This is a genomic window from Rhodanobacter sp. T12-5 (genome assembly GCF_008329435.1).
Taxonomy (GTDB): domain Bacteria; phylum Pseudomonadota; class Gammaproteobacteria; order Xanthomonadales; family Rhodanobacteraceae; genus Rhodanobacter.
Window position 1 is genome coordinate 75,056 of record NZ_NPKN01000004.1, and the last position, 24,677, is coordinate 99,732.

Here is a 24,677-nt window from a genome sequence, read left to right on the forward strand (position 1 = left end):
TTCGACCTGCAGACAAGAGCTTTCGCGGCTGGAGCCGCCGCCATCAAGTCCGCGCTGCAAACGTCTGACGACAGCCAAGGGTCGCAATCGGTGAGATGAGGGCACGGCAATCTCCAGCTACCTCTCGGGAGATCGCTCATGCACGCACAAACCTCGTCCTCCGTGCACCACCAACGCCTGTTGGGTGCAGCCGTGCTGTGGTTGCTTGGCGGCAGCGCGTTGCTGCTGACCACGCTGATACCGGCACATACCGAACTGCTCGGCTGGACGCCGGCGTTCTGGCTGCTCGGCGCGCCGCTGGTCACGCTGCTGGCACTGGAACCCGCGTTGCCGCGGCAGTTGCTGGCGTCTTGCCGGCCGCGGCGGCGGATCGTTCGCAGCGCGATCTGGCATTGACCGGTGCCGCGCCCGTGCGGCGAATGCCGATCGGTCAGTGCGCGTTGCCGCCCTGGCGCTTGCGCTCCATCCGGCGCAGGAACTCCTGCATGATGCGCAGGTACAACTCGTCGCCCAGGTGCGCGTCCTCGACGCCGGCGTCGATCGACGGGTTGTCGTTGACCTCGATCACCACCGGCTTGCTGCCGACCTGTTTCAGGTCGACGCCGTAGAGGCCGTCGCCGATCGGCTGGGTGGCTTTCAGCGCCAGCTTGACCACCTCGGCCGGCGCGTCCTTCACCGCGATGGTCTCGAAGCCGCCGGATTTCGCCGTGCCCTTGGCGCCGTGGTTGTAGATCTGCCAGTGGCCACGCGACATGTAGTACTTGCAGGCGTACAGCGGCTCGCGGTTGAGCACACCGATGCGCCAGTCGAATCCGGTATAGACGTATTCCTGCGCCAGCAGCAGCGCGCTGTGCTGGAACAGGCCGCTGGCCGCCTGCGCCAGCGCCGCCTCGTCCTCCACCTTCACCACGCCGCGCGAGAACGAGCCGTCGGGGATCTTCAGCACCAGCGGAAAGCCGAGCTTGGCGACGACTTCCTTCATGCCCTTGCTGTCGTCGCGGTAGAGGATTTCAGTACGAGGGACAGCGAGCTTGCGCGAGACCATCAGGTCGTTGAGGTAGATCTTGTTGGTGCAGCGCAGGATCGAACTGGGGTCGTCGATCACCACCATGCCTTCCTTCTCCGCACGATGGGCGAAGCGGTAGGTGTGGTTGTCCGAGGCGGTGGTCTCGCGGATGAACAGGCCGTCGTACTCGGCCAGGCGCTGGTAGTCGTTCTTGCCGATCGGATCGACCTCGATGCCGAGCTCCTTGCCGGCGCCGATGAACGCCTTCAACGCCTTCTTGTTCGACGGCGGCATTTGCTCGGCCGGATCGACCAGCATCGCCAGGTCGTAACGGAACTGACGGCGCGCGCGCGGCTTGCGCCACAGCTTGCGCGAGAAGCGGTCGAGCTCCTCGGCGAACGCATCCTCCTGCGCATCGTCCAGCGTATGCAGGCCGACGGGTTTGATCGAGCTGACCTGCCACACGCGATCGCGCTCGAACTCGATGCGCAGCAGCGGGCAGGGGAACATTTCGAACACCTGCCGGGCCAGGTCCTGCAGCGCGGGATAGGCGGTCTCGCCGAAGTAGACCAGGATGCCGAAGTCGGTGGTATCGCGACCGCCGGCGGGCAGGAAGTGGGTCAGCTTGGAGTTGAGATCCTCGATGTCCAGGCCATACAGCGAGCGCCGACGCAGGTCGTTCACGGTGCGCACCGACGGCATCACCTTGTGCCCGCGCGCCTCGGCCAGCAGCGACACGTAATAGCCGGTGCCGAGGTACTTGTAGCTGCGGCACAGATTGATCACGTGGGTGCGTTCGTCGTCGCTGTCGACCGGCTTGCGCAGGTAATCCATCGCGCTCATGACGTCGACGGAAGGATAGTAAGAGCCCCAGTCGGAGGCTTTTTCGACAACGATGACCAGACGGGTCATGACACCACTCGGGCGATGCAGTTATGGCGGAGCGCCCGGCAAGGGCAGTTGGAAGACACAAGGCGCGCAGTTTGGCACAGGGCTGGCGCGGCACAAGGGAAAGCGCTGAAGCGCGAGTAAACGCGCCGCGGCACCGACGGATTCCGCGGGAAAGTGCACCGCTGACTCGCCGACTGCTAGAGTCCGCGCGTGCCGACCATCACTCCCCAGCGATCACCCGACTCCGCGCGCCGCGTTGCGGCGAAACCTGCCGACGCCCGACCCGTGCCCTCCAAGTTGCGCGTCCGTCGTGCCGCGGCGTCCGATCTGGACGACCTGGTGGCGCTGGAGCAGTGCAGCTTCAGCAGCGATCGGCTGAGCCGCGCGCAATACCGCCGCCACCTGGACAGCGATTCCGCCTTGGTGCTGGTGGCCAGCAGCGGCGACCGCCACTGCCTCGGCAACGCGGTGCTGTTCTTCCGCAAGGGCAGCGCGGTGGCGAGGCTGTATTCGTTGGCGACCCAACCCATGGCCCGCGGCCAGGGCGTGGGCGCGGCGTTGCTGGAGGCCGTTGCGGCAGCTGCGCGTCGCCGTGGCAGCCACGCGCTGCGTCTGGAAGTGCGCACCGACAATGCCGCCGCGATCGCCCTGTACGAACGCGAAGGCTTCCGCCGCATCGGCCGCTACGTGCGGTACTACCAGGACGGTGCGGATGCCTGGCGTTACGAGAAATCACTGGACTGAGCCCGTCGAGACCTCGCTGCCGAGAGGCGGGCTTCAGCCGCCCAGCGGCTGGTTGATGCGACGTTCGGTGGCCTCGTCCGGCCGCGCCACCAGCGCGCCGGTGCGCATCAGGCTGACGCTGTAATGGCCCTGGTCGACCAGCGGCAGGAATGCGCCGCTGCCGTAAACGGTGTCCACCTCGGGCAGCCACTGCGGATACTGCTTGTGAAGGTTGAGCAGGTCGAACGCGCCGGCTTCGGAGAAGCTGATGACCGTGCGCGGCGCCTCGGCTTCCTGTGCAGGATCGTCGTAGCGGCCGGACAACCGATCCAGCCGATACAGCGGCGGCACGCCGGCCAGCAAGGCGGGCAGCTTCCATTTCAACACGATCGCCTCGACCCGCCAGTCGTCGCCGTAGAGTTGCAGCTGCCGCGTGCTGCCATCGGGCCAGGTCAGAGTCAGTGCCCAGCGCTGTGGCGACAGGATGTGCGCGTCGATGTCGACCACCGGGGCTTCCTCGCCGAGCAGCCGATAGCCGCGCAGCGCGTAACCGGTCCCCGCCAGCAGCAGGGTGAGCGCGAAACAGACCAGGCACAGCAGCGCGCGCCAGCTGGCGGCGAAGCGGCGGCCGGCGTGCAGGTGCCGGCGCAATACGACCAGTTGTACCAGCGTGGCCAGCAGCAGGATTCCCGCCAGCACCAGCAGCACGGTCATCGGCATGCGCAACAGGGTGTTCCACTCCATCAGGGTGTCCTTCACCGCATCGATGCGCGGTTTGTACATGCATCATAACGGGCCTGCCCCGATGCCGCGGCCCACGCCGCGCGCGTCGCTATACTGCGATGGTCTTGAGGAACCTCTGTCATGCGTCGAACATTCTTGCTGCTGCCGTTCTGCCTCGCCTTTGCCACGCTTGCCGGCTGCGGCAACAAGGGCCCGCTGGTGCTGCCGCCAAGCCGGCCAGCTCCGGCAACCAGCGCGCCGGCACCGGTGGTTCCGGCCACGGCTGCCACCAGCACGACGCCAGCTGCCAACCAGCCCTGAGCGCCCGCCGCATGCAGCTGCGCTTCTCGAAGATGCACGGCATCGGCAACGACTTTGTCGTGCTGGATTGTCGGCAGCGCGAATTCGCGCTGGATGCAGCGCAGATCCGCGCACTGGCCGATCGTCATGCGGGCGTCGGTTTCGACCAGTTGTTGAGCGTGGAACCGGCACGCGATCCATCGTGTGCGTTCTACTACGGCATCTGGAACGCCGATGGTTCGCCGTCCGGCCAGTGCGGCAATGGCGTGCGCTGCGTGGCGGCATGGCTGCATCGTGCCGGCGCGCTGGCATTGGGCGACGACGTAAGGGTCGAGAGCCCGTCCGGCCCGGTGACGGTAAGCGTGCTGGGCCCGAACGAAGTCACGGTGGACATGGGCGAGCCGGTGTTCGAACCAGCGCGGATTCCGTTCGTCGCGGTCGGCACGGCCGACCATTACGCGATCGACGTGGCTGGCGAAATGCTGGACATCGGCGCGGTGTCGATGGGCAACCCCCACGCCGTGGCAATGGTGGACGATCTGGCCGATCCCGTGCTGCAGGTGCTCGGCCCCCGGCTGACGAATCACGAGCGCTTCCCCGAAAGCGCCAATGCCGGCTTCGTGCAACAACTCGATCGCAGCCACCTGCGACTGCGCGTGCACGAGCGCGGCGCCGGCTGGACGCTGGCCTGCGGCACCGGTGCCTGCGCGGCGATGGCGGTGCTGCATCGGCGCGGCGCGGTCGACGACAGCGTGGCGGTCGAGCTGCCCGGCGGCACACTGCGGATCGACTGGGCCGGTCCCGGCCACCCGTTGTGGATGACCGGTCCGGCCGCCTTCGCTTTCGAAGGCGAATGGCCGGCTCCGGGCAACACCGCCTGACGCAGCGGTTGAAGCGCGCCGGCGTCCATCGCACACTCCAGCCGGATGGCGTGCCTCTTCGCGCGCCGCAATGGTTCGAGGACACCCGGCATGACCGCAACACTGCTCGATGACGCCACCCAGGCCCGCGTAGTCGCCGCCTACCTGAAACGCCATCCGGAATTTCTCAGCGAATATCCCGAACTGGCCGCAAAACTGACCATGCCGCGCGAACAGGGCGCCGTGTCGTCGCTGGCGGTGTACCAGCTGCAGAGCCTGCGCGACAAGAATGCCGAGCTGGAACGGCGGCTGGCCGAGCTGATCGAGATCGCCGCGCAGAACGAGCAACTGATGGAGCGCGTGCATGCGCTTACCGTGGCCTTGCTGCGCGCAAACACCATGGAGGTCACCGCGCGCACGGTGATCGCCCGCCTCAGCGCGGATTTCCACACTGAACAGGTGCGCTTACTGTTGTTCGGAGACCAGCCGCGCCTGCCGCGCGCCGACTGGCTGCAGCAGGTGTCCGGCGGCGCCGAGGCACTGCCGGAGTTCGCCGAGTTCCTGCAAAAGAACGAGCCGGTCTCCGGCCGCCTGTCCACCGAAAAACTCCAGCGCCTGTTCGGCAACGAGGCCGAACAGATCCGTTCGGTGGCGATGATGCGGCTGGGCGACAGCGGCATCCTGGCGATCGGCAGTGCCGACCCGGATCGCTTCCAGCCCGGCATGGGCACCCTGTTCCTGAAGATGATCTCGGCCACCATCACCGCCGCGCTGGCACGCTCGCGGGACGTCGCCTGAGCCGGCGATGACGCCCGAACAACAGATCGATCGCTGGCTCGATCGTCTCGCCGACGAGCGGCACGCCTCGCCGCACACGGTGGCCGGCTATCGGCGCGATCTGGCCAAGCTGTTGCGGTTCATGCAGGCGCAACAACTGGCCTCGTTCGATGCACTGGACGCGAACCGGATGCGGACCTTCGTGGCCGGCGAACACCGCGGCGGCCTGGCACCGAAAAGCTTGCAACGCCTGCTGTCGTCCTGCCGCAGCCTGTTCCGCCAGCTCAACCGCGAAGGTCAGCTCGCCGGCGATCCGCTGCTCGGCGTGCGCGGCCCGAAGGTGCGCCGCAAGCTGCCGCAAGTGCTCGACGTGGACGAAGCCGGCGCACTGGTAGAAACCGACAGCGGCGGCAAGCTGGCGGTGCGCGACCGCGCGATGTTGGAGTTGTTCTATTCCAGCGGGCTGCGCCTGTCCGAACTGTGCGGCCTGCGCTGGCTCGATCTCAACCTGGACGACGGCGAGGTGCGCGTGCTCGGCAAGGGCAGCAAGACCCGCATCGTGCCGGTCGGCCGCCACGCCGTCGCCGCGTTGCGCGCGCTGGGCGCGGAAGAAGGCATGGCGACGGACAGCCCGATCTTCCGCGGCCGCGGCGGTGCGCCGATCAACCCGCGCTCGGTGCAACTGCGCATGAAGACGCTCGCGTTGCAGCAGGGCATTCCGAAGCATATCCACCCGCATCTGCTGCGCCACACCTTCGCCAGCCACATGCTGGAATCCTCCGGCGACCTGCGCGCGGTACAGGAGCTGCTCGGTCACGCCGACATCGCCACCACCCAGATCTATACCCATCTGGATTTCCAGCACCTGGCCAAGGTCTACGACGCCGCGCATCCCCGCGCCAGGCGAAAGCCGTAGGAGCGCATTGAAGCCCGCCAACCCATCCCCATCTCGTTCGCTCAACCTTTGGAGCTTCGTATGGAATCCTTCCACGCCACCACCATCGTCTGCGTGCGCCGCGACGGCAAGGTCGTGATCGGCAGCGATGGCCAGGTCACGCTGGGCAACACGGTGATGAAGGGCAATGCGCGCAAGGTGCGCCGGCTGGGCAAGACCGGCGAGGTGGTGGCAGGGTTCGCCGGCGCCACCGCCGATGCATTCACCCTGTTCGAGCTGTTCGAGCAGAAGCTCGAAAAACACAACAACAATCTCACCCGCGCCGCGGTGGAAATGGCCAAGGAATGGCGCACCGACCGCCGCTTCGGCAAGCTCGAGGCGATGCTGGCGGTGGCCGACAAGGAGGTTTCATTGCTGATCTCCGGCAACGGCGACGTGGTGGAACCCGAGCACGGCCTGATCGCGATCGGCTCCGGCGGTCCGTTCGCCCAATCCGCCGCGATGGCCCTGCTGGAAAACACCGAACTGGATGCGCGCACCGTCGTCGAGAAGGCGCTGAAGATCGCCGGCGACATCTGCATCTATACCAATCACAACGTGTCGATCGAAGAGCTGTGAATCGGGAACGGGGAATCGGGAATGGCCAGGAGCCAACCCGGTGATCCCACGCCTTTCCGATCTCCCATTCCCGACTCCCCATTTCCGGCGAAGCCCATGTCCGAATTGACCCCTCGCGAAATCGTCAACGAACTCGACCGCTACATCATCGGCCAGCACGACGCCAAGCGCGCGGTGGCCGTAGCGCTGCGCAGCCGCTGGCGGCGCATGCAGTTGCCGGCGGAGATGCGCAACGAGATCACGCCGAAGAACATCCTGATGATCGGCCCCACCGGCGTGGGCAAGACCGAAATCGCGCGGCGCCTGGCGACGCTGGCGAATGCGCCGTTCGTGAAAGTCGAGGCGACCAAGTTCACCGAAGTCGGTTATGTCGGCAAGGATGTCGAATCGATCATCCGCGACCTGGCCGACGTGGCTTACAAACTCACCCGCGAGCAGGCGGTCAAGCGTGTGCGCACGCAGGCCGAGGATCGCGCCGAAGACCGCATGCTCGACGCCCTGCTGCCGCGCCGGCAACAGCCGACCGACTGGACTCACGACACACCCGCACCGGCCATCGAGAACGATACGCGCCAGAAACTGCGCAAGCAGCTGCGCGAGGGCGCGCTGGACGAACGCGAGATCGAACTTGATTTCGCGATGAACGTGGGCGTGGAAATCATGTCGCCGCCGGGCATGGAAGAGATGGGTGCGCAGTTGCGCCAGATGTTCCAGAACATCGGCGGCGCCAAGACGCAAAGCCGCAAGCTGGCGATCAAGCTGGCACGGCCGCTGTTGATCGATGAAGAAGCCGGCAAGCTTCTCAATGACGAGGAATTGCGCGCGCAGGCGATGGAATCGGCCGAACAGAACGGCATCGTGTTCATCGACGAGATCGACAAGGTCGCCCAGCGCGGCGACCACGGCCATGCCGGAGTCAGCCGCGAAGGCGTGCAGCGCGACCTGCTGCCGCTGGTGGAAGGCTCCACCGTGTCGACCAAGTACGGCCCGATCAAGACCGATCACATGTTGTTCATTGCCTCCGGCGCGTTCTCGCTGGCCAAGCCGTCCGACCTGATCCCGGAACTGCAGGGCCGGTTGCCGATCCGCGTCGAGCTGTCCGCGCTGAGCGTGGACGACTTCAAGCGCATCCTGCGCGAGCCGCACAACGCGCTGACCAAACAGTACGTGGCCCTGCTCGGCACCGAGGGCGTCACCATCGAATTCACCGACTCCGGCGTGGACCGGCTGGCCGAGGTCGCGTTCCAGGTGAACGAGCGCACCGAGAATATCGGCGCACGCCGGCTGCATACCGTGATGGAGCGCCTGCTGGAAAAAATTTCCTTCGAGGCTGCGGACAAATCCGGCGAAAATTACCTTATCGACGCCGATCATGTAGACAAAAGTCTCGGTAGCCTGGTCCAGAACGAGGACCTTAGCCGCTACATCCTTTGAACAAGCCAGCCAGGCCGGTCTGCTAAAATGGGCGCCGTGAACAACGTTATCGAACTGAAAAACACCGGCCAGCGCGCCCTGTTGCGCGAAGCACAGCAGAAGCAGACGCTGGTACGGCTGTGGCGCGAAGAACTGGAGCACGGCAGCTTCTGCGGGTACGTGGGCGGCGTCGGCCGCGAGTTCTTCCTGCTCTGGGTGGTCGGCGACGGCATCACCTACGACGGCATGTACGTGATGCGCCACCGCGACATCTCCGAACTGGAAGCGCCGGACAAGCACCATGCCTTCTTCGAGAAGGCGCTGACGCTGAAGCACATCCTGCCGCGCCCGCCGCGCGGCTTCCCGCTGGACAACATCCGCGAAGTCATCCAGGCCGCCGGTGCGCAGGCACCGGTGATCGGCGTGCACGTGGACAGCGAGGACGAGTCCGAGGTCTGCTACATCGGCCGCCTGGTCAGCGTCGAGGAAGACGGCTTCAACATGCAGGAACTCAGCCCCGACGCGGAGTGGATGCGCGAGGCCTCGTTCTTCAGCTGGGACGAAGTCTCCACCGTCAGCATCGAGGACAGCTACGCGCAATCCCTGCTCGCCGTGGCCGGACCCGCTCCGGACCTGCTGGTACCCGGCGACGCCGGCTTCGGCCTCGCTCCATCCCCCCTAGAGACCGGACTCCCAGTAGGAGCGACTTCAGTCGCGATGCTTTCGGGCAGCGACGACCGACTGGACGCGCAGTCCAACAGTAAGCTCTCAGACTCACCCTGAAAGCCCGCAAACCGGGGATTGCTCATGACCCGCATCGTCGTCGTCGGCAGCATCAACATGGATCTCGTCACCCTGGCGCCGCGCTTCGTCGGTCCCGGCGAGACCATTCTCGGCGAACGCTTCCTCACCGTGCCCGGCGGCAAGGGCGCCAACCAGGCCGTGGCCGCCGCCCGGCTCGGTGCCGACGTGGCGCTGGTCGGCGCCACCGGTAACGACGCCTTCGGCAAGCAACTGCGCGACGGCCTGGCCGCCGAAGGCGTCGACCTCAACCACGTCGCGCAGCTCGACGACAGCGCCAGCGGCACCGCCTCGATCACCGTCGCCGGCGGCGAAAACCAGATCATCGTGGTGCCAGCCGCCAACGCTCGCGTCACTCCCGCACAGGTCGAACGCGCGCAGTCATTGATCGAGCGCGCCGATGCCGTGCTGGTGCAGATGGAAATCCCGCTGGAAACCGTCGAAGCGACCCTGCGCCTGGGTCATCGCCTCGGCGTGCCGGTGATCCTCAACCCCGCCCCCGCGCAGCAACTGCCGACCGACTGGCTGCAACTCGCCCGCTACGTCACCCCGAACCAGCACGAACTGGCGATCCTGCTCGGTGCCGACCCGCATGAGGATTTCCGCACCCTGATGCAACGCAGCCCATGCCCCGTCGTGCTCACCTGCGGCGGCGAAGGCGCCTGGTACCGCGAACAAGGCGAGCCGCTCCATCAACCCGGCTTCACCGTCGACGTCGTCGACAGCACCGGCGCCGGCGACACCTTCAACGCCGCTCTGGCGGTATTCCTGCACGAAGGCCTGCCCGAAGCCGTGCGCAAGGCCTGCGCCGCCGCCGCGTTGTCGGTTACCCGGCTCGGCGCACAGGGCGGCATGCCGCGGCTGACCGGAGTGCAGGCCCTACTGGCACAACAGGCCGGCTAGTCGCACCGACCTCTGCCGACTTCAGTGTTTATCCAGCCTTGGCGTATTCCAGGGTGCGCCGGTCGGGTGAGGTCAACCTCCGGACCCAACCCGGCCTGCGCCGTGCATTCGGGCATCATTTGCCGATGCAGAACGAACCGAAAATCGCGCCGAGCAAGTCGTCGCTTGAATAGTTGCCGGTAATTTCGCCCAGTGCATGCTGGGCGTGGCGCAATTCCTCGGCAGCCAGTTCGCCGGCGCGGGCAGCGGCGAGTACGACAGCGGTGTGATCGAGGTGGGTGGCGACCTGCTGCAATGCGAGTACATGGCGGCGGCGCGCGCTGAAGGCGCCTTCGCCGCTGCCCGCGCCGGCGAGGTGCTTGAGGCGATCGCGCAGGGAGTCGAGGCCTTCGCCGGTTTTTGCCGACGCCCACAGCCAGTGGGCGTGGTCGCGTTGTTCGGCGTACGGGGCGAGGCCGTCGCGGTCGATCTTGTTGACCAGCACCATGCGTTCGACGTTTGGCGGCAATGCGGAGAAAAAGGCGAGGTCGGCGTTGGCGTGTTCGATGTCGGTGACCAGCAGGGCGACGTCGGCGCGTTGCAATTCGCCGTGGGCGCGGCGCACGCCTTCGCGTTCGACTTCGTCGTCGGTCTCGCGCAGGCCGGCGGTGTCGGCCAGTTCCAGCATGATGCCGTCGAGGCTGAGGTTTTCGCGCAACACGTCGCGGGTGGTCCCCGCGACGGCGTTGACGATGGCGCGGTCGCTGCCGGCCAGCGCGTTGAGCAGGCTGGACTTGCCGGCGTTGGGGCGGCCGATGATGGCCACGCGCAGGCCGTCATTGAGGCGCAGGCCGCGTTGGGCTTCGCGCAGCAGGTCGGCCAGTTCTGCGCGCACGGCATCGAGTTGGCGGGTGATGGCTGGGTCGGCGAGGAAATCGATCTCCTCTTCGGGGAAGTCGATCGCCGCCTCGATGTGCACGCGCAACGCGATCAGCGACTGCAGCAACGCCTCGACCTTGCGCGAGAACACGCCTTCCATCGACTGCAGTGCGGCACGCGCCCCGGCTTGCGAGCGGGCGGCGATCAGGTCGGCGACGGCTTCGGCCTGGGCCAGGTCGAGCTTGCCGTTCAAGAACGCGCGTTCGGTGAATTCGCCAGGGCGGGCCAGCCGCGCGCCGAGTTCGCAGACGCGGCGCAGCAGCAGGTCGAGCAGCACGGCGCTGCCGTGACCTTGCAGTTCCAGCACGTGTTCGCCGGTGTACGAGGCGGGGGCAGGGAAATGCAGCAGCAGGCCGCGGTCGATTAGCTCGCCGGCGACGTCGCGGAAAGCGGCGAAGTGGGCGTGGCGCGGTTGCGGTGCACGGCCGAGCAGGGTTTGTGCGATGGCCAGCACGGCGGGGCCGGAGACGCGCACCACGCCGACGCCAGCGGCACCGGGGGCGCTGGCGATGGCGGCGATGGTGTCGTTGGTTGTGGTGGGCATGGGCAGGACTTTACAGGTCGGACCCGGGTTTGCAGGAAGCCATGGTCGCGCGATGCCCGTTGACTCCGCGCAGCGGCGGGGTCGAAGGGACAGCAAAGCCAGGTCCGCGAACGAAAACAGCCACGACGGTTGCCCTGTCGCGGCTGCTTTTGTCGACTTCGCCGAAACGAATCAGGCTGCCTTGAGCTTGGCCACGTCCTCGCGGTCCACGTGGTGGGTGATCCACCACTGCTGGCCGAGGCCGACGATGCCGTTGACGGCGTAGTACAGGCACAGGCCGGCGGGGAAGAAGGCGAACATCACCGTGAACAGCAGCGGCATCACCTTCATCATCTTCGCCTGGGTCGGGTCCATGCCCGCGGCGACGGGGTTCAGCCACTGCGTGCCCAGCATCACGATCGCGTAGATGATCGGCAGGATGTAGAACGGGTCGGGTGCACTGAGGTCGGGGATCCACAGGAAGGCGGCGTGGCGCAGTTCCAGGCTGTATTCCAGCACGTAGAACAGGCCGTAGAACACCGGCATGGTGATCAGCACCGGCAGGCAGCCGCCCATCGGGTTCACCTTCTCCTTCTTGTACAGCTCCATGGTGGCCTGCTGCATCTTGACCTTGTCGTCGCCGTAACGCTCCTTCAGCGCCTGGATGCGCGGTGCCAGCTTGCGCATCTTGGCGCTGGAGCGGTATTGCACCGCGGTCAGTTTCCAGGTCAGGCCCTTGATCGTGAGTACCAGCAGGATGATCGCCAGGCCCCAGTTCTTGACGATGCCATGGAAGAACGACAGCACCGCGTGCATCGGCACCGCGATGATCTTCAGCATGCCGTAGTCGATGCTGAGGTCCAGTCCCGGCGCGATCGCGTCGAGTGTGCCCTGCACGTTCGGACCCACGTACAGGCGTGCCTGGCTGTCGATGCTCTGGCCCGGGGCCACGCTCAGCACCGGGCCGACGGTGCGGATCAGGTAGCGCGGATGGGCGCTGTCCGGGTTGATCGTCTGGGTGACGTAGTGGTCGGTCTGGTTCGCCGGCGGTATCCATGCGGCGAAGAAATACAGACGCAGCATTGCCGCCCAGCCACCCTTGATCTGGCTGTCGAGAGCGTCCTTCTTTTCCGTGAAATTCTTGAAGGCCAGCTTCTCGAATTTCTCGCCGGTGTACCAGCCTGCACCCTGGAAGCTGCGCGCCTCCGGATCGGTGTAATTTTTCAACCAGCTGCCCGGTTTCGGCGGCTCGACCCGCAGCAGCTGTCGGTAGGCATTGCCCTGCCATGTTTGGGCAGTGCCGTTGTCGATGTGCTGGTTCAGGCCGATCACGTAACTGTTGCGCTTGAAGCTGTAGGTCTTGGTGACCTTGAGCCCGGCGGCGTCCTGCCAGGTCAACGCGACATTCAGCTCGTTCTGACCATCGGCCAGCGTGTATGCGGTCTGCTCGCTGTGGAACAGTGCTAGGTGATTGGGCTGATCCTGCGGCGCCGTATCGCTGCTGCTGACCAGGCCGTTCTGGGCCACGAAATAGTGCGCGTCGTCATTGGCGAGCAGCACGGTCGGCGGCGGATTGGGCGTCTTGTGCGTGCGCGGGGCCTGCGGGTAGTTGAGCAGGTCGGCATGCACCAGGCTGCCGCCGCGCGTATCGATCACCAGGTGCAGCACGTCGGTGTCGACGGTGATCAGCTGCGACGGTGCCTGTGCGGCGCGTCCGGCATCGCCGGCGATCGCCGCCGTGCCGGTGCTGACGGCCGTGCTCGCCGCGGCCGGCAGCGCACTGGGCACGCTGCCGTCAGCCGCAGGGATCGCTGCGCTGGATGCGCTGGCGACCGTGGCCGGCGGTGGCGGTGCGTAATCCTTTTCCCAGGCCAGGAACAGAAAGTAGGCCACGGCCAGCAGGGCGAACATGAGGAAGGTGCGCGTTTGATTCATCGCGTAGCAAATCCGGGTAACGCCACGACACGTGTCAACGCCGCGGAGACAGAATAGGAAAAGGTCAACGCACGATTGTGGTGGTGTCGTCAGCCCGCTTCAATGGTTCGGACGTCGCCGGTCGGCCGGCCAGCAGCTTTTTCCACAGGCCATCGATCTCGGCCAGCAATTGCGGACCGGGTACACCGGCGGCCTGTTCGCGCGCCATCACCATCAAGTCGACCGGCGGCAGCTGGTGGCGCACGCGCCGGAACGATTCGCGCAGCAGCCGCTTGATCCGGTTGCGCTCGACCGCGCGCTTGGAGACACGCTTGGAAATGGCCAGGCCAAGCCGGGCATGGCCCAGCTCGTTGTCCCGATAGCGCATATGAAAACAGCGGCCGCCTGCGCGTCCGCTGCTTGTCCGCAAGGCGGCAAAGTCACCCGGCCGACGTAACCGCGCATCGCGCGGCAGCCCGGCGGTGGACATCGCTCCCGCCCTGTTTACGGGATCAGGCGCTTGCGGCCCTTGGCGCGACGGGCATTGATGATCTTGCGACCGTCGGCGGTGGCCATACGGGCACGGAAACCGTGCGTGCGTGCGCGCTTGAGCTTGCTGGGCTGGAAGGTCCGCTTCATGGCTTACTCCGAAGGGAATGTGAATAAAAAGGTTGGAGAGTATGTCCGGTATTTCTCGCCGCTGTCAAATCGCACCTGGCGGAAACCTGTGGATACCCGTGTGGATATGTCGACCCGGCGGTGCGGAGGCTGCTGCTAGACTAGTCCATCCCACGCGCGCAAGCGCCCAAGCTGTGGTTGATTTATTCATGAGTGATCTGTGGCGGCGCTGCCTTGAGCGTCTCGAAGGCGATGTGAGCGCTGAAGACCTGCACACCTGGCTGATGCCATTGCAGGCACGCGACGATGCCGGTGGTCTGCTGTTGTTTGCACCCAATTCCTACACCCTGGACACCGTCCGCGAACGCTATCTCCCCCAGATCGAGACCGTGCTGCAGCAGCTGACCGGCAAGGGCTGGCCGGTACGGCTGGACGTGGGTTCGAATTCCGCGCGACCGGTGCCTGCGGTCAAGTTGCCTGCCGCCGCACCGACCAGGTCGCCCGCGGCGGCACCGGCGCCGGCGTTCCTGCACAATCTCGATCCGCACTACACGTTCGAGACCTTCGTGGAGGGCAAGTCGAACCAGCTTGGCAAGGCCGCCGCCATGCAGGTGGCGACGAACCCAGGCCGCGCCTACAACCCGTTGCTGCTGTACGGCGGCACAGGGTTGGGCAAGACGCATCTGATGCACGCCGCCGGCAACCTGATGCTCGAACACAACCCGACATTCAAGGTGATGTACCTGCGTTCGGAGCAGTTCGTCGGCTCGATGATCGAGGCGTTGCGCGCCAAGAGCATGGACGAGTTCAAGCGGCGTTTCCGTTCGGTCGATGCGCTGCTTATCGACGATATCCAGTTTTTTGCGGGCAAGGACACGACACAGGAAGAATTCTTCCATACTTTCAATGCTTTGTTCGAATCCAAGCAGCAAATCATCCTCACCTGCGACCGCTATCCGAAGGAAGTGGACAAGCTCGAACCGCGGTTGAAGTCGCGCCTCGGCTGGGGTCTTTCCGTTGCCATCGAACCACCGGACTTCGAGACGCGCGCGGCCATCCTGCTGGCCAAGGCGCACGAAAAAGGCGTGGCGGTGGACGAAAGCGTGGCGATGCTGCTGGCCAAGCGCATCCGCTCCAACGTGCGCGACCTTGAAGGCGCGTTGAATACCCTGGCGGCAAGGGCCAATTTCTACGGCAAGCCGATCACTACCGATTTCGCCGAGGAAACCCTGCGCGACCTGCTCGCCACGCACGCGCAGGCGATCACGATTGCGAACATCCAGAAGATCACCGCCGAATACTTCAACGTGCGCCTGCAGGATCTGCTCTCCAAGCGTCGCGTGCGTTCGCTGGCGCGGCCGCGGCAGATCGCGATGACCCTGTCCAAGGAACTGACCGAGCACAGCCTTCCGGAGATTGGCGAGGCATTCGGTGGGCGCGATCACACCACGGTCATGCATGCGTGCAAGACGATCCGGAAGTTCATTGAAACCGATCCGCGGATGCGCCAGGACTGGGAGCAGTTGATCCGCACGCTGACTGGCTGAGACGGCAGTCGAAGAGGAATATCAAGTCGGGGAAAAGTACGGTTCAAGCTGTGGATAATGGGTGGACGAAATGGCATCTGAAGTTATCCACAAATGGCACACAGTCAGCCAACCCCTTCAGGCACAGCCCAAAAAACGCTCAAACATTTGATTTCAAAGCAGAAATTCCGATATAAAAGTTACCCACAGCACCAACAACAACCACTAAACTTCTTTTAAAGACAGAACAGCAGGTATAGGGGAAGCAAACCCATGCAATTCAGCATCCAACGAGAAGCTCTGCTCAAGCCGCTGCAGCAGGTGGTCGGTGTTGTGGAACGTCGCCAGACACTGCCCGTGCTGGCCAACTTGCTGGTCAAGGTGGCAGGTAACAGGTTGTCGCTGACGGGAACCGACCTGGAAGTCGAAATGGTCGCCACGGCCGAAGCGGAAAAGTTGGTCGATGGCGAGATCACCATTCCGGCGCGCAAGCTGTTCGACATCATTCGCGCCTTGCCGGATGGAGCGCGAATCGAGCTCAAGCTCAACGGCGATCGCGTAGCGCTCAATGCGGGGCGCAGTCGCTTCACGCTGACGACGCTGCCCGCGAGTGAATTCCCCACCATCGACGAAATCGAACTGGTGGAAAAAGTAAGCTTGCCCGAGGAAGTGTTGCGCGACCTGATGGAACGCACCTCGTTCGCGATGGCGAACCAGGACGTGCGCTATTACCTCAACGGTATGCTGCTGGATCTGCAGGAACATACACTTCGCTGCGTGGCCACCGATGGTCATCGATTGGCCATGAAGGAGACCGAACTGCAAAGCTCGGTGAGCACCCGTCGACAGATCATCATTCCCCGAAAGGGCGTCAACGAACTGATCGGCTTGCTGGAAACTGGCGATGGCCAGGTCGAACTGGAATTCGGACGCAATCATCTGCGTGTCCGCCGCGGCGACGTGGTGTTCACCTCGAAGCTGATCGACGGCCGCTTCCCGGATTACGAAGCCGTGATCCCACTGGGCGCGGACAAGACTGCCACGCTGGATCGTGAGGTACTTCGCGGCGCGCTCCAGCGCGCAGCTATCCTGTCGAACGAGAAATACCGAGGGGTGCGACTGGAGCTGTCGCCTGGAAAGTTGCGCATTGTGGCGCACAATCCGGAACAGGAGGAAGCGGTCGAGGAGGTCGAGGCCGAGACGCACGTGTCGGATCTGGCGGTCGGCTTCAATGTGGGTTATCTGCTTGATGCCCTGGCAGCCCTGCGGGGCGAAAAGGCCCGGCTGAGCCTGCGCGATGCACAGTCCAGCTGTCTGGTGCAGGAGCACGACAGCGAACATGCCCGCCACGTGATCATGCCGTTGCGGCTCTGACGTTTTCCTCATGATCTTGGCCGTGTGCGGCAAAAACCGCCGACGCCGGGTGTCCCAGCTGGGATCCCGGCGTTACTGTTTGTGGGCCTGTTTCGCGTGAGGCTGGAAGAGCTGCGCATACGCGGTCTACGCTGCCTGACCGACGTCGAGATCGAGCTGGATCCAGGAATCAATGTTTTCGTGGGTGCCAATGGGGCAGGCAAGACCAGTGTGCTGGAAGCCGCGTTCTTGCTGTCGCACGCTCGATCGTTTCGCAGCGGAGCGAAGGAGGCACTCCTGGCTCGAGGCGAATTGCGGCTGTCGATCTTCGCCGAGGTGCGTCACGCGGACGAACGGGTATGTCGACTCGGCCTGGGGCGCAGCGGCGCTCGCTGGGAAGCAAAAGCGGATGGTGCGAACGTGGCGATCGGCCAGCTCGTGCGCGAATGTGCGGTGGTCTGCTTCGAACCCGGATCCCATGCATTGATCGCCGGTGCGGCGGAGGAACGGCGGCGCTATCTTGATTGGGGCGTGTTCCACGTGGAACACGATTTCCTTTCCGGATGGCGCCGCTATCAACGGGCACTGAAACAGCGCAACAGCTTGCTGCGAGCTTCATCGACAGCAACAGACGAGCTGTTCGTACCGTGGGAATCGGAACTGGCGCAGGCCGCGCAGCAACTCGACCGACAGCGCCGTTCCTATCTCGACCTTCTCCGCCCGAAATTGGTCGAAAGTGTCGCCGGCCTCCTGCCCGAACTGGGTCCCCTGGATCTGCGCTACCGTCGCGGCTGGTCGGACGAACAGGAACTTGCGCGGCAATTGCGCGAGCAGCGGCCCAGGGATCTGGCCCGGGGTCATACCACGCTGGGCGCGCACCGGGCGGATTGGTCCATTGCCTTCGAGGGAGCCCCCTTGCGCGAGCACCTGTCGCGCGGACAGGAGAAGCTCACCGCCTTGGCTTGCCTGCTCGCGCAGGCTGAACTGTATGCCGAGCATCGGGGAGAGTGGCCGATCGTCTGTCTCGACGACCTGGCATCCGAGCTCGATCAGGCTCATCAGGCCGCGGTGGTCGCTCAGCTTCTGTCGGCCAAGGCCCAGGTGTTATTGACCGGTACGGATATTCCGCACGCTTTGCACTCACTTTCGACCCGCGTGTTCCACGTGGAACAAGGCCAACTGACGCGCCTGCTATAATCGAAAGGTTGCATCATTCAAAGATTGCATAACCCTTTCCGACCTTTCACGGTGCCGAGTCGGACGGGTAGCTGGCGCCAGGAAAACGGTCAACGCATGAACGACTCCACCAACGAATCGCACTACGACTCAAGCAACATCAAGGTGCTGAAGGGCCTGGAAGCGGTACGCAAGCGCCCGGGCATGTACATCGGCGATACCGATGACGGCACCGGCCTGCATCACATGGTGTTCGAGGTCGTCGACAACGCGATCGACGAAGCGCTGGCCGGTTATTGCGACAAGGTGGTGGTCACCATCCTCGAGGATGGTTCGGTCAGCGTCAGCGACAATGGCCGCGGTATCCCGGTCGACATCCATCCGGAAGAGGGGCGCTCCGCCGCCGAGGTGGTGATGACGGTGCTGCATGCAGGCGGCAAGTTCGACGCCAACTCGTATAAGGTGTCCGGCGGCCTGCACGGTGTTGGCGTGTCGGTGGTGAACGCGCTCAGCGACCACCTGTGGCTCACGATCTACAGCGGCGGCCAGGAGCATCAGCAGGAATACTCGCTGGGCGAGCCGTTGTATCCGCTCAAGGTGGTCGGTCCGACGACCAAGCGCGGCACCCTGGTGCGATTCCTGCCGAGCCCGGCCACATTCACCAACAACATCGAGTTCCATTACGAGATCCTGGCCAAGCGCCTGCGCGAACTGGCGTTCCTGAATTCCGGCGTCACCATCGAGCTGAAGGACGAACGCGGCGACGGGCGGCAGGACACGTTCGCCTACGAGGGCGGTATCCGCTCGTTCGTGCAGCACCTTGCCCAACTGAAGACCGCGCTGCATCCGAACGTGATCAGCCTGACTGCGGAGCAGGACGGCATCGTGGTGGAAGTGGCGATGCAGTGGACCGACTCCTACCAGGAGACGATGTTCTGCTTCACCAACAACATTCCCCAGCGCGACGGTGGCACTCATCTCACCGGCTTCCGCGCCGCGCTGACCCGTTCCCTGCAGAACTACATCGAGAAGGAAGGCTTGGCCAAGACCGCCAAGGTCGCGTTGTCCGGCGACGACATGCGCGAAGGCATGATCGCGGTGCTGTCGGTGAAAGTGCCCGATCCGAAGTTCTCCTCGCAGACGAAGGACAAGCTGGTTTCCTCCGAGGTGAAGACCGCGGTGGAGCAGGCGGTCAACGAAAAACTCGGCGAGTTCCTGCTGGAGCATCCCAACGAGGCCAAGGCGATCGCCTCCAAGGTGGTCGACGCGGCACGTGCGCGCGAAGCCGCGCGCAAGGCGCGCGAGATGACCCGGCGCAAGGGTGCGCTGGACATCGCCGGGCTGCCCGGCAAACTGGCTGACTGCCAGGAGAAGGATCCGGCGTTGTGCGAATTGTTCCTGGTCGAGGGCGACTCCGCCGGCGGCTCGGCCAAGCAGGGTCGCAACCGCAAGACCCAGGCGGTGCTGCCGCTGAAAGGCAAGATCCTCAACGTCGAGAAGGCGCGTTTCGACCGCATGCTGGCCTCGGCCGAGGTTGGCACGCTGATCACCGCGCTCGGCACCGGTATCGGCAAGGACGAGTACAACCCGGACAAGCTGCGCTATCACCGCATCATCTTGATGACCGACGCGGACGTCGACGGCTCGCACATCCGTACGCTGCTGCTGACGTTCTTCTATCGCCAGATGCCGGAATTGATCGAGCGCGGCCACATCTACATCGGCCTGCCGCCGCTGTACAAGGTGAAACAGGGCAAACAGGAGTTGTACATCAAGGACGACACCGCGCTGAACGACTACCTGATCTCAAGCGCGGTCGACAATGCCTCGTTGACCTACAGCCCCGACGCACCACCCATCACCGGCGAGGCGCTGGAGAAACTGCTGCGTGGCTATCAGCATGCGCTGGACCAGATTGCCAAGCTGGCCCATCGTTTCGATGCCATGGTGCTGAACTCGTTGCTTGAACACACTCCGCTGGAACCGGCGCTGTGGACCGACCCGGTGGCCATGCAAGGCTGGCTCGACACGGCCACCGAACGCCTGGCTGCCAGCGGCTTGGGCAAGCCGCACTACCGGATGTCATTGCGCCCGGCGCATGACGAACAGCCTGCCGCGATCGAGGTGGTGAAGGAGCAACACGGCCTCAGCCATACCTGGTTCTTGCCACAGCCGTTTTTCAGCAGCAACGAATTCCGCCCGATCCTGGCGATCAGCCAGCAGATTGCCGGCATGATCCAGCCCGAGGCCGTCGCGCGTCGCGGCAATGCCTCACGGGGCGTGCTCAGCTTCGTCGAGGCGCGCAACTGGCTGCTGGACGAGGCCAAGAAAGGCCGCAGCATCCAGCGCTTCAAGGGCCTTGGCGAGATGAACCCGGAACAGTTGTGGGACACCACCGTGAATCCGGAAACCCGGCGCATGCTGCAGGTCGGCATCGAGGACGCGATCGCTGCCGACCAGATGTTTTCCATGCTGATGGGCGAGGCCGTGGAGCCACGCCGCGACTTCATCGAGGCGAATGCGCTGAAAGTCGCGAACCTGGACGTCTGAATTCGACCCGGATCGCCGGCGGTTCAATGCTGCCGACGATCCGTTCCTCCAGCAACATAGTCAGGTTCAATCGGCCATGGACGGTCCTTGCAGGCTCCGCGGCGCATGGTCGGGGCAGGTCATTCTGTTCCAAACAGCATATAACTCGTTGAATTTCAACGATCTTCTATGCGGCACTGCGACTTGTTATCACTTGCCTACTCGGGTTAGGCTCCCGAATCCCCCGCGACGTTCAATGCGCGCCCGACCTATAGACGAGGAACATCATGAAGCATGCCCGAAGGTTCACGATGCTGGCGAGCGCGGCCTTGCTGCTCGGTTTGGCCAGCAGTCCGTTGCTGGCGCGCGCCAACCACGCCGACAAGGACAAGAAGGAGGCGCTCTACCCGAATGCCACGCGCCAAGAACCGAAGCTCGATCTGACCAGCGAGAAGGAATCGAAAGCCCTCAACGAGGGGCTGGACGCGGTCAATGCGGGCGACAAGGCCAAGGCTGAGCAAATACTCCAGCCCATCATCGATGGCAGCAAGAGCAAATACGCCCAGGCCCTGGCGCTGCAAGGGTTGGCCTCGATCCATTTCAACGATGGCGATTACAAGGGGGCGATCGCCCTGTTGCAGCGCGCGCTGGCCAATGGCGTGCTGCCGAACGACACCTACTTCCAGCTCGAATACATGCTCGCCCAGTTCCAGCTCGCCGATGAGCAATACCAGCCGTCGCTGGACACCCTGGCCAAGTGGCGCGCCGAGGGCAAGAAGGAAACCGCCGATTCCTATGCGCTCGAAGGCAATGCCGACTATCGCCTCGGCAAGTACCCCGAGGCGATAGCCGCGATCGAGAAGGCGAAATCGCTGACCGACAAACCGAAGGAAAACTGGAACCAGATCCTGATGGCCAGCTATTCGGAATCCGGCCAGACCGAGAAGGCCGCAGCGCTCGCCCAGCAGCAAGTGACTGCCAATCCGAACGATCCGAATGCGCTCAACAACGCGGTCGCCGTATTGATGCAGGCACAGAAATACCCCGAAGCGATCCAGTTGCTGGAAAAAGCCCGCGCGGCCGGCTCGCTGACGAAAGAGGCGGATTACGTGAATCTGTCCAAGCTGTACCTGATCACGGCCCAGTCCAGCGACGATCCCAAGCCAAACGCCACCAAGGCCGTCCAGGTGCTTGAGGAGGGCATGAGCAAGGGGGTCGTCAGCACCAGTTCCGAGAACTACATGTTGCTCGGCGAGGCTGCCGAAATGATGGACGACGTCAAGAAGGCCGTCGCCTCCTATGGCAAGGCACTGCCGAATGCGAAGGACGGCGAGGCGGGCATACGCGGAGGCCACTTGCTGTTGATCGACCGCAAGTTCAGCCAGGCCAAGAGCATGATCCAGCAGGGCATCGACAAAGGCGTCAAGCACAAGGGTTCGGCCTACATGTTGCTGGCCGAGGCCGAGCGCGGTTTGAAGAACAAGCCCGCAGCCGTGGCCGCCATGAAGCTCGCCGCCAAGCAGCCGGAAACCGCCGAGAGAGCCAAGGCGTGGCTCAAGAAGGCAGGGGCCGGCAAATAACGAAATAACGAGATTCATTCCTCCTGCGGAGCAGATGGACGTCCATTCTTCTGCCCCGCGGGTGCTATACAAAAGTCATGCGCTGTTGTACCGTTGAAAATCTTTCCCCGCGTCTCCCCAGCGGCAAGCTCCACCCGGTTCCGTCCAGACAACCAGACGGTTTCGGATATGCCACTGCGGCAACGTCCTCTTCCGATTGACTAGCTTCAGATAGTGACAGATGGCCTCAAGTAACGAAGAAAATGGGCGCGAGCCGTTCAGTTGGAAACGCACCTGGGCATTGGCAGTTGCCATCGGGCTGCACGCCTTTGCGTTTCTGCTCCTGGTGTCGCCGATGGCGCCGCCGGGCCAGAAACATGCAGAGAAAGAGCATATCGTCCAGGTGAACTTCATCGAGCCGCCGCCGCCGCCACCGCCGCCGCCACCGCCGCCGCCGGAGCCGCCGAAGCAGCCGCCGCCGAAGATCATCAAGCAGATCAAGCCGCCACCGACACCTCCGCCGCCCACGCCACCACCACCGGTGGAAGAGGTTTCGCAGAACGCGGTGCAGGCGCCGCCGCCGGCTCCCCCGGCTCCGCCAGCGCCACCGTCCGACATCACGGCGGCACAGGATCTCAGCTACAACAGCAAGATCACCCCCCGATATCCGCCGCAGGCACTACGGCAGCATGAAGAGGGCACGGTCATACTGATGATTCTGGTTGGCGTGGATGGCCTGCCGAAGGATGTCAAGGTGGAGAAGTCCAGCGGACACCGCGATCTCGATCGTGCGGCCATGGAGGCGGTAAGAAAGTATCGTTTCAATCCAGAAATTAGAAACGGAAAGAAGGTCGAGGGGTACGCACGCGTTCCCATCACTTTCAATCTCAGCGGCCTCTGATGTAATCCGGCCTATCAATCAGCTGTAACCCGGGTCCAGTCGGGTTACAGTTACAGTTCACGCTTGACTTCCCTAGGGTAGCGTTATGTTCCTACAGACTCCTGCAACGACCGATGCCGCACAGGCCATGGGTGGCAATACCAACGCCGAAGCCATGAAACAGATGGGCTTCGCCAACCTGATGCAAAACTTCGACTGGCTCGGCTGGGTCGTCTTCGTCACGCTGGTCGTGATGTCGTTCCTGTCGTGGTACTTCATCATCGCCAACGGCATCCGCAATGCCACGGTGAAGGGACGCGCCGACAAGGTCATCGACGGCTTCTGGGGCAATGCCTCGACCCAGGACGCGATTCGTGAACTGGAAGCGCAGCCCAAGGGCGAACCGTTCTCCAAGATCGCGCTCGATGCCGCCTCCGCGGTGGCCCATCACCAGCAGGCCACCAGTGGGACGACCGGTCGTCTGGCCGAGTCGCTGAGCCGTTCGGAGTTCATCGACCGCGCCCTGCGCCAGGCCGTGGCTCGCGAAAGTCTGCGCATGGAAGGCGGCATGACCCTGCTCGCCACGGTCGGTTCCGCCGCGCCGTTCGTCGGTCTGCTCGGTACCGTGTGGGGCATCTACCACGCGCTGATCGGTATCGCCGCCACAGGTAACGCGTCGATGAACGCGGTGGCCGGTCCGGTGGGCGAGGCGCTGATCATGACCGCCTTCGGTCTGTTCGCGGCTATCCCCGCGCTGTTCGCGTACAACTTCTTCAGCCGTTCGAACCGCCTGACCTACGCCCGTTTCGACGAATTCGCGCATGACCTGCACGACTTCTTCGCCACCGGTTCGCGCGTCGAAAGCCAGAAGTGAGGGATTGACCCATGGCAGTCAGCCTAGGTGGCAAATCCGGCGGCCCGATGTCGGAAATCAACGTCACGCCGCTGGTCGACGTGATGCTGGTGCTCTTGATCATCTTCATGATCACCGCGCCACTGATGTCGCACTCCATCACGATCGATCTGCCTACCGCGAATCCCAAGACCAAGGACGAGGAAGTGAAGGTTCCGCCGCTCGATCTGGCGGTCAAGGAAGATGGCAGCCTGTACTTCAATGACCATCAGGTCACCGCGGCCGAGTTGCGGGCACAGTTTGCAGTCAACGCGCAAAAAGTGCCCCAGCCGGAACTGGAGATCCGCGCGGACAAGGCGACCCAGTTCAAGATCGTGAAGAAGATCATCGGCGATGCCAAGGATTCGGGCATGGTGCATGTCGCCTTCATGACCACTGACGCGCCGAAGGGGTGATTTGACATGTCTTTTTCGACCAACACCAGTGGGCCCATGTCGGAGATCAACGTCACGCCGCTGGTCGACGTGATGTTGGTGCTGCTGATCATTTTCATGATCACGGCGCCAGTGCTGGCACACAAGATCAAGGTGGATCTGCCGCAGCCGAATCCGAATCCGCCGCCGACTACGCCGCTGGAGCCGATCAATTTGAAGATCGACTCGAGCGGGGCGTTCTACTGGAACGACACGCCGGTCGACGAGTTGGGTCTCAAGGCGCAACTCGCGGTGATCGCCCAGCAGACCGACCAGCCGGAAATCCAGATTGCCGCCGATGACGCGGTCGCCTACCAGTACGTGGCGCGCGTGCTCGCCGACGCGAAGAGCTACAACCTGGTCAAGATCGGGTTCACCGAGAACTTCTGAGGCGGTGACGTCCAGGCGGCATCAGTGAATGCAAAAACCCCCGCATCAGCGGGGG

At 64.1% G+C, this 24,677-nt stretch carries 24 protein-coding genes and 1 pseudogene; 19 read left to right on the forward strand and 6 right to left on the reverse strand.

Annotated features, from left to right (window positions below; genetic code table 11):
* The first annotated feature begins 138 nt into the window (after window positions 1-138).
* Window positions 139-396, forward strand: a complete 258-nt coding sequence (locus CIW53_RS10000; RefSeq protein ID WP_149364581.1) for a hypothetical protein — start codon at window positions 139-141, stop codon at window positions 394-396.
* Between the two features lie 34 nt (window positions 397-430).
* Here CIW53_RS10000 and CIW53_RS10005 read toward each other — a convergent pair whose 3' ends face one another.
* The gene (locus CIW53_RS10005; protein WP_149364582.1) at window positions 431-1,918 is read right to left on the reverse strand and encodes a RimK family protein; all 1,488 of its coding nucleotides are present in this window, start codon (window positions 1,916-1,918) and stop codon (window positions 431-433) included.
* A 264-nt stretch (window positions 1,919-2,182) separates the two neighbouring features.
* On the opposite strand from CIW53_RS10005, the gene CIW53_RS10010 reads away from it, so the two are divergent.
* Window positions 2,183-2,641: a GNAT family N-acetyltransferase gene (locus CIW53_RS10010; RefSeq protein ID WP_242451847.1), complete on the forward strand. Its 459-nt coding sequence runs from the start codon at window positions 2,183-2,185 to the stop codon at window positions 2,639-2,641.
* A 33-nt stretch (window positions 2,642-2,674) separates the two neighbouring features.
* On the opposite strand, the gene CIW53_RS10015 is transcribed toward CIW53_RS10010, so the two are convergent.
* On the reverse strand, window positions 2,675-3,364 hold the full coding sequence (locus CIW53_RS10015; protein ID WP_149364779.1) for a hypothetical protein: 690 nt from the start codon (window positions 3,362-3,364) through the stop codon (window positions 2,675-2,677).
* A gap of 120 nt (window positions 3,365-3,484) precedes the next feature.
* Here CIW53_RS10015 and CIW53_RS10020 point away from each other — a divergent pair, with 120 nt between their 5' ends.
* The 8 genes and pseudogenes from CIW53_RS10020 (at window position 3,485) to rbsK (ending at window position 9,910) form a co-directional block, all read left to right on the forward strand.
* On the forward strand, window positions 3,485-3,664 hold the full coding sequence (locus CIW53_RS10020) for a lipoprotein (protein WP_149364584.1): 180 nt from the start codon (window positions 3,485-3,487) through the stop codon (window positions 3,662-3,664).
* An 11-nt stretch (window positions 3,665-3,675) separates the two neighbouring features.
* Window positions 3,676-4,524, forward strand: coding sequence for a diaminopimelate epimerase (dapF, locus tag CIW53_RS10025; protein WP_149364585.1), 849 nt, complete (start codon window positions 3,676-3,678; stop codon window positions 4,522-4,524).
* Between the two features lie 90 nt (window positions 4,525-4,614).
* Window positions 4,615-5,301 carry a DUF484 family protein gene (locus CIW53_RS10030; protein WP_149364586.1) on the forward strand — a complete coding sequence of 229 codons (687 nt, stop codon included), beginning with the start codon at window positions 4,615-4,617 and terminating at the stop codon, window positions 5,299-5,301.
* A 7-nt stretch (window positions 5,302-5,308) separates the two neighbouring features.
* A complete protein-coding gene (gene xerC, locus CIW53_RS10035; RefSeq protein ID WP_149364587.1) occupies window positions 5,309-6,196 on the forward strand; it encodes a tyrosine recombinase XerC in 888 nt (295 codons plus the stop codon).
* Window positions 6,197-6,256: 60 nt separating this feature from the next.
* Window positions 6,257-6,793, forward strand: a complete 537-nt coding sequence (hslV, locus tag CIW53_RS10040; RefSeq protein WP_149364588.1) for an ATP-dependent protease subunit HslV — start codon at window positions 6,257-6,259, stop codon at window positions 6,791-6,793.
* A 96-nt stretch (window positions 6,794-6,889) separates the two neighbouring features.
* A complete protein-coding gene (gene hslU, locus CIW53_RS10045) occupies window positions 6,890-8,227 on the forward strand; it encodes an ATP-dependent protease ATPase subunit HslU (protein WP_149364589.1) in 1,338 nt (445 codons plus the stop codon).
* Window positions 8,228-8,254: 27 nt separating this feature from the next.
* Window positions 8,255-8,863, forward strand: a pseudogene (locus CIW53_RS10050) (hypothetical protein); the annotation flags it as partial.
* Window positions 8,864-9,013: 150 nt separating this feature from the next.
* Entirely contained in the window at window positions 9,014-9,910 is an 897-nt protein-coding gene (gene rbsK, locus CIW53_RS10055; protein ID WP_149364590.1) for a ribokinase, read from the forward strand.
* A gap of 115 nt (window positions 9,911-10,025) precedes the next feature.
* Here rbsK and mnmE read toward each other — a convergent pair whose 3' ends face one another.
* The 4 genes from mnmE to rpmH form a co-directional block, all read right to left on the reverse strand.
* Window positions 10,026-11,372 carry a tRNA uridine-5-carboxymethylaminomethyl(34) synthesis GTPase MnmE gene (gene mnmE / locus CIW53_RS10060; RefSeq protein ID WP_149364591.1) on the reverse strand — a complete coding sequence of 449 codons (1,347 nt, stop codon included), beginning with the start codon at window positions 11,370-11,372 and terminating at the stop codon, window positions 10,026-10,028.
* Window positions 11,373-11,543: 171 nt separating this feature from the next.
* Window positions 11,544-13,286, reverse strand: coding sequence for a membrane protein insertase YidC (yidC, locus tag CIW53_RS10065; RefSeq protein WP_149364592.1), 1,743 nt, complete (start codon window positions 13,284-13,286; stop codon window positions 11,544-11,546).
* 64 nt (window positions 13,287-13,350) lie between these two features.
* Window positions 13,351-13,755, reverse strand: a complete 405-nt coding sequence (gene rnpA / locus CIW53_RS10070) for a ribonuclease P protein component (protein WP_149364593.1) — start codon at window positions 13,753-13,755, stop codon at window positions 13,351-13,353.
* 14 nt (window positions 13,756-13,769) lie between these two features.
* On the reverse strand, window positions 13,770-13,904 hold the full coding sequence (gene rpmH / locus CIW53_RS10075) for a 50S ribosomal protein L34 (protein WP_007082494.1): 135 nt from the start codon (window positions 13,902-13,904) through the stop codon (window positions 13,770-13,772).
* A 188-nt stretch (window positions 13,905-14,092) separates the two neighbouring features.
* Here rpmH and dnaA point away from each other — a divergent pair, with 188 nt between their 5' ends.
* The 9 genes from dnaA to CIW53_RS10120 all read left to right on the forward strand — a co-directional run bounded on the left by dnaA (window position 14,093) and on the right by CIW53_RS10120 (window position 24,622).
* A complete protein-coding gene (gene dnaA, locus CIW53_RS10080) occupies window positions 14,093-15,430 on the forward strand; it encodes a chromosomal replication initiator protein DnaA (protein WP_149364594.1) in 1,338 nt (445 codons plus the stop codon).
* Window positions 15,431-15,682: 252 nt separating this feature from the next.
* The gene (dnaN, locus tag CIW53_RS10085; RefSeq protein ID WP_149364595.1) at window positions 15,683-16,783 is read left to right on the forward strand and encodes a DNA polymerase III subunit beta; all 1,101 of its coding nucleotides are present in this window, start codon (window positions 15,683-15,685) and stop codon (window positions 16,781-16,783) included.
* 96 nt (window positions 16,784-16,879) lie between these two features.
* Window positions 16,880-17,959 (forward strand): DNA replication/repair protein RecF, encoded by a 1,080-nt coding sequence (gene recF, locus CIW53_RS10090; protein ID WP_149364780.1) that lies wholly within the window; start codon window positions 16,880-16,882, stop codon window positions 17,957-17,959.
* 96 nt (window positions 17,960-18,055) lie between these two features.
* A complete protein-coding gene (gene gyrB, locus CIW53_RS10095; RefSeq protein ID WP_149364596.1) occupies window positions 18,056-20,488 on the forward strand; it encodes a DNA topoisomerase (ATP-hydrolyzing) subunit B in 2,433 nt (810 codons plus the stop codon).
* Between the two features lie 266 nt (window positions 20,489-20,754).
* On the forward strand, window positions 20,755-22,047 hold the full coding sequence (locus CIW53_RS10100) for a tetratricopeptide repeat protein (RefSeq protein ID WP_242451848.1): 1,293 nt from the start codon (window positions 20,755-20,757) through the stop codon (window positions 22,045-22,047).
* Window positions 22,048-22,267: 220 nt separating this feature from the next.
* Window positions 22,268-22,927, forward strand: a complete 660-nt coding sequence (locus tag CIW53_RS10105) for an energy transducer TonB (protein ID WP_149364597.1) — start codon at window positions 22,268-22,270, stop codon at window positions 22,925-22,927.
* Between the two features lie 127 nt (window positions 22,928-23,054).
* On the forward strand, window positions 23,055-23,780 hold the full coding sequence (locus tag CIW53_RS10110; protein WP_149364782.1) for a MotA/TolQ/ExbB proton channel family protein: 726 nt from the start codon (window positions 23,055-23,057) through the stop codon (window positions 23,778-23,780).
* An 11-nt stretch (window positions 23,781-23,791) separates the two neighbouring features.
* Window positions 23,792-24,214, forward strand: a complete 423-nt coding sequence (locus tag CIW53_RS10115) for a biopolymer transporter ExbD (RefSeq protein WP_149364598.1) — start codon at window positions 23,792-23,794, stop codon at window positions 24,212-24,214.
* 6 nt (window positions 24,215-24,220) lie between these two features.
* Complete coding sequence (locus tag CIW53_RS10120) at window positions 24,221-24,622, forward strand: biopolymer transporter ExbD (protein ID WP_149364599.1); 402 nt, start codon at window positions 24,221-24,223, stop codon at window positions 24,620-24,622.
* The last annotated feature ends 55 nt before the right edge of the window (window positions 24,623-24,677 follow it).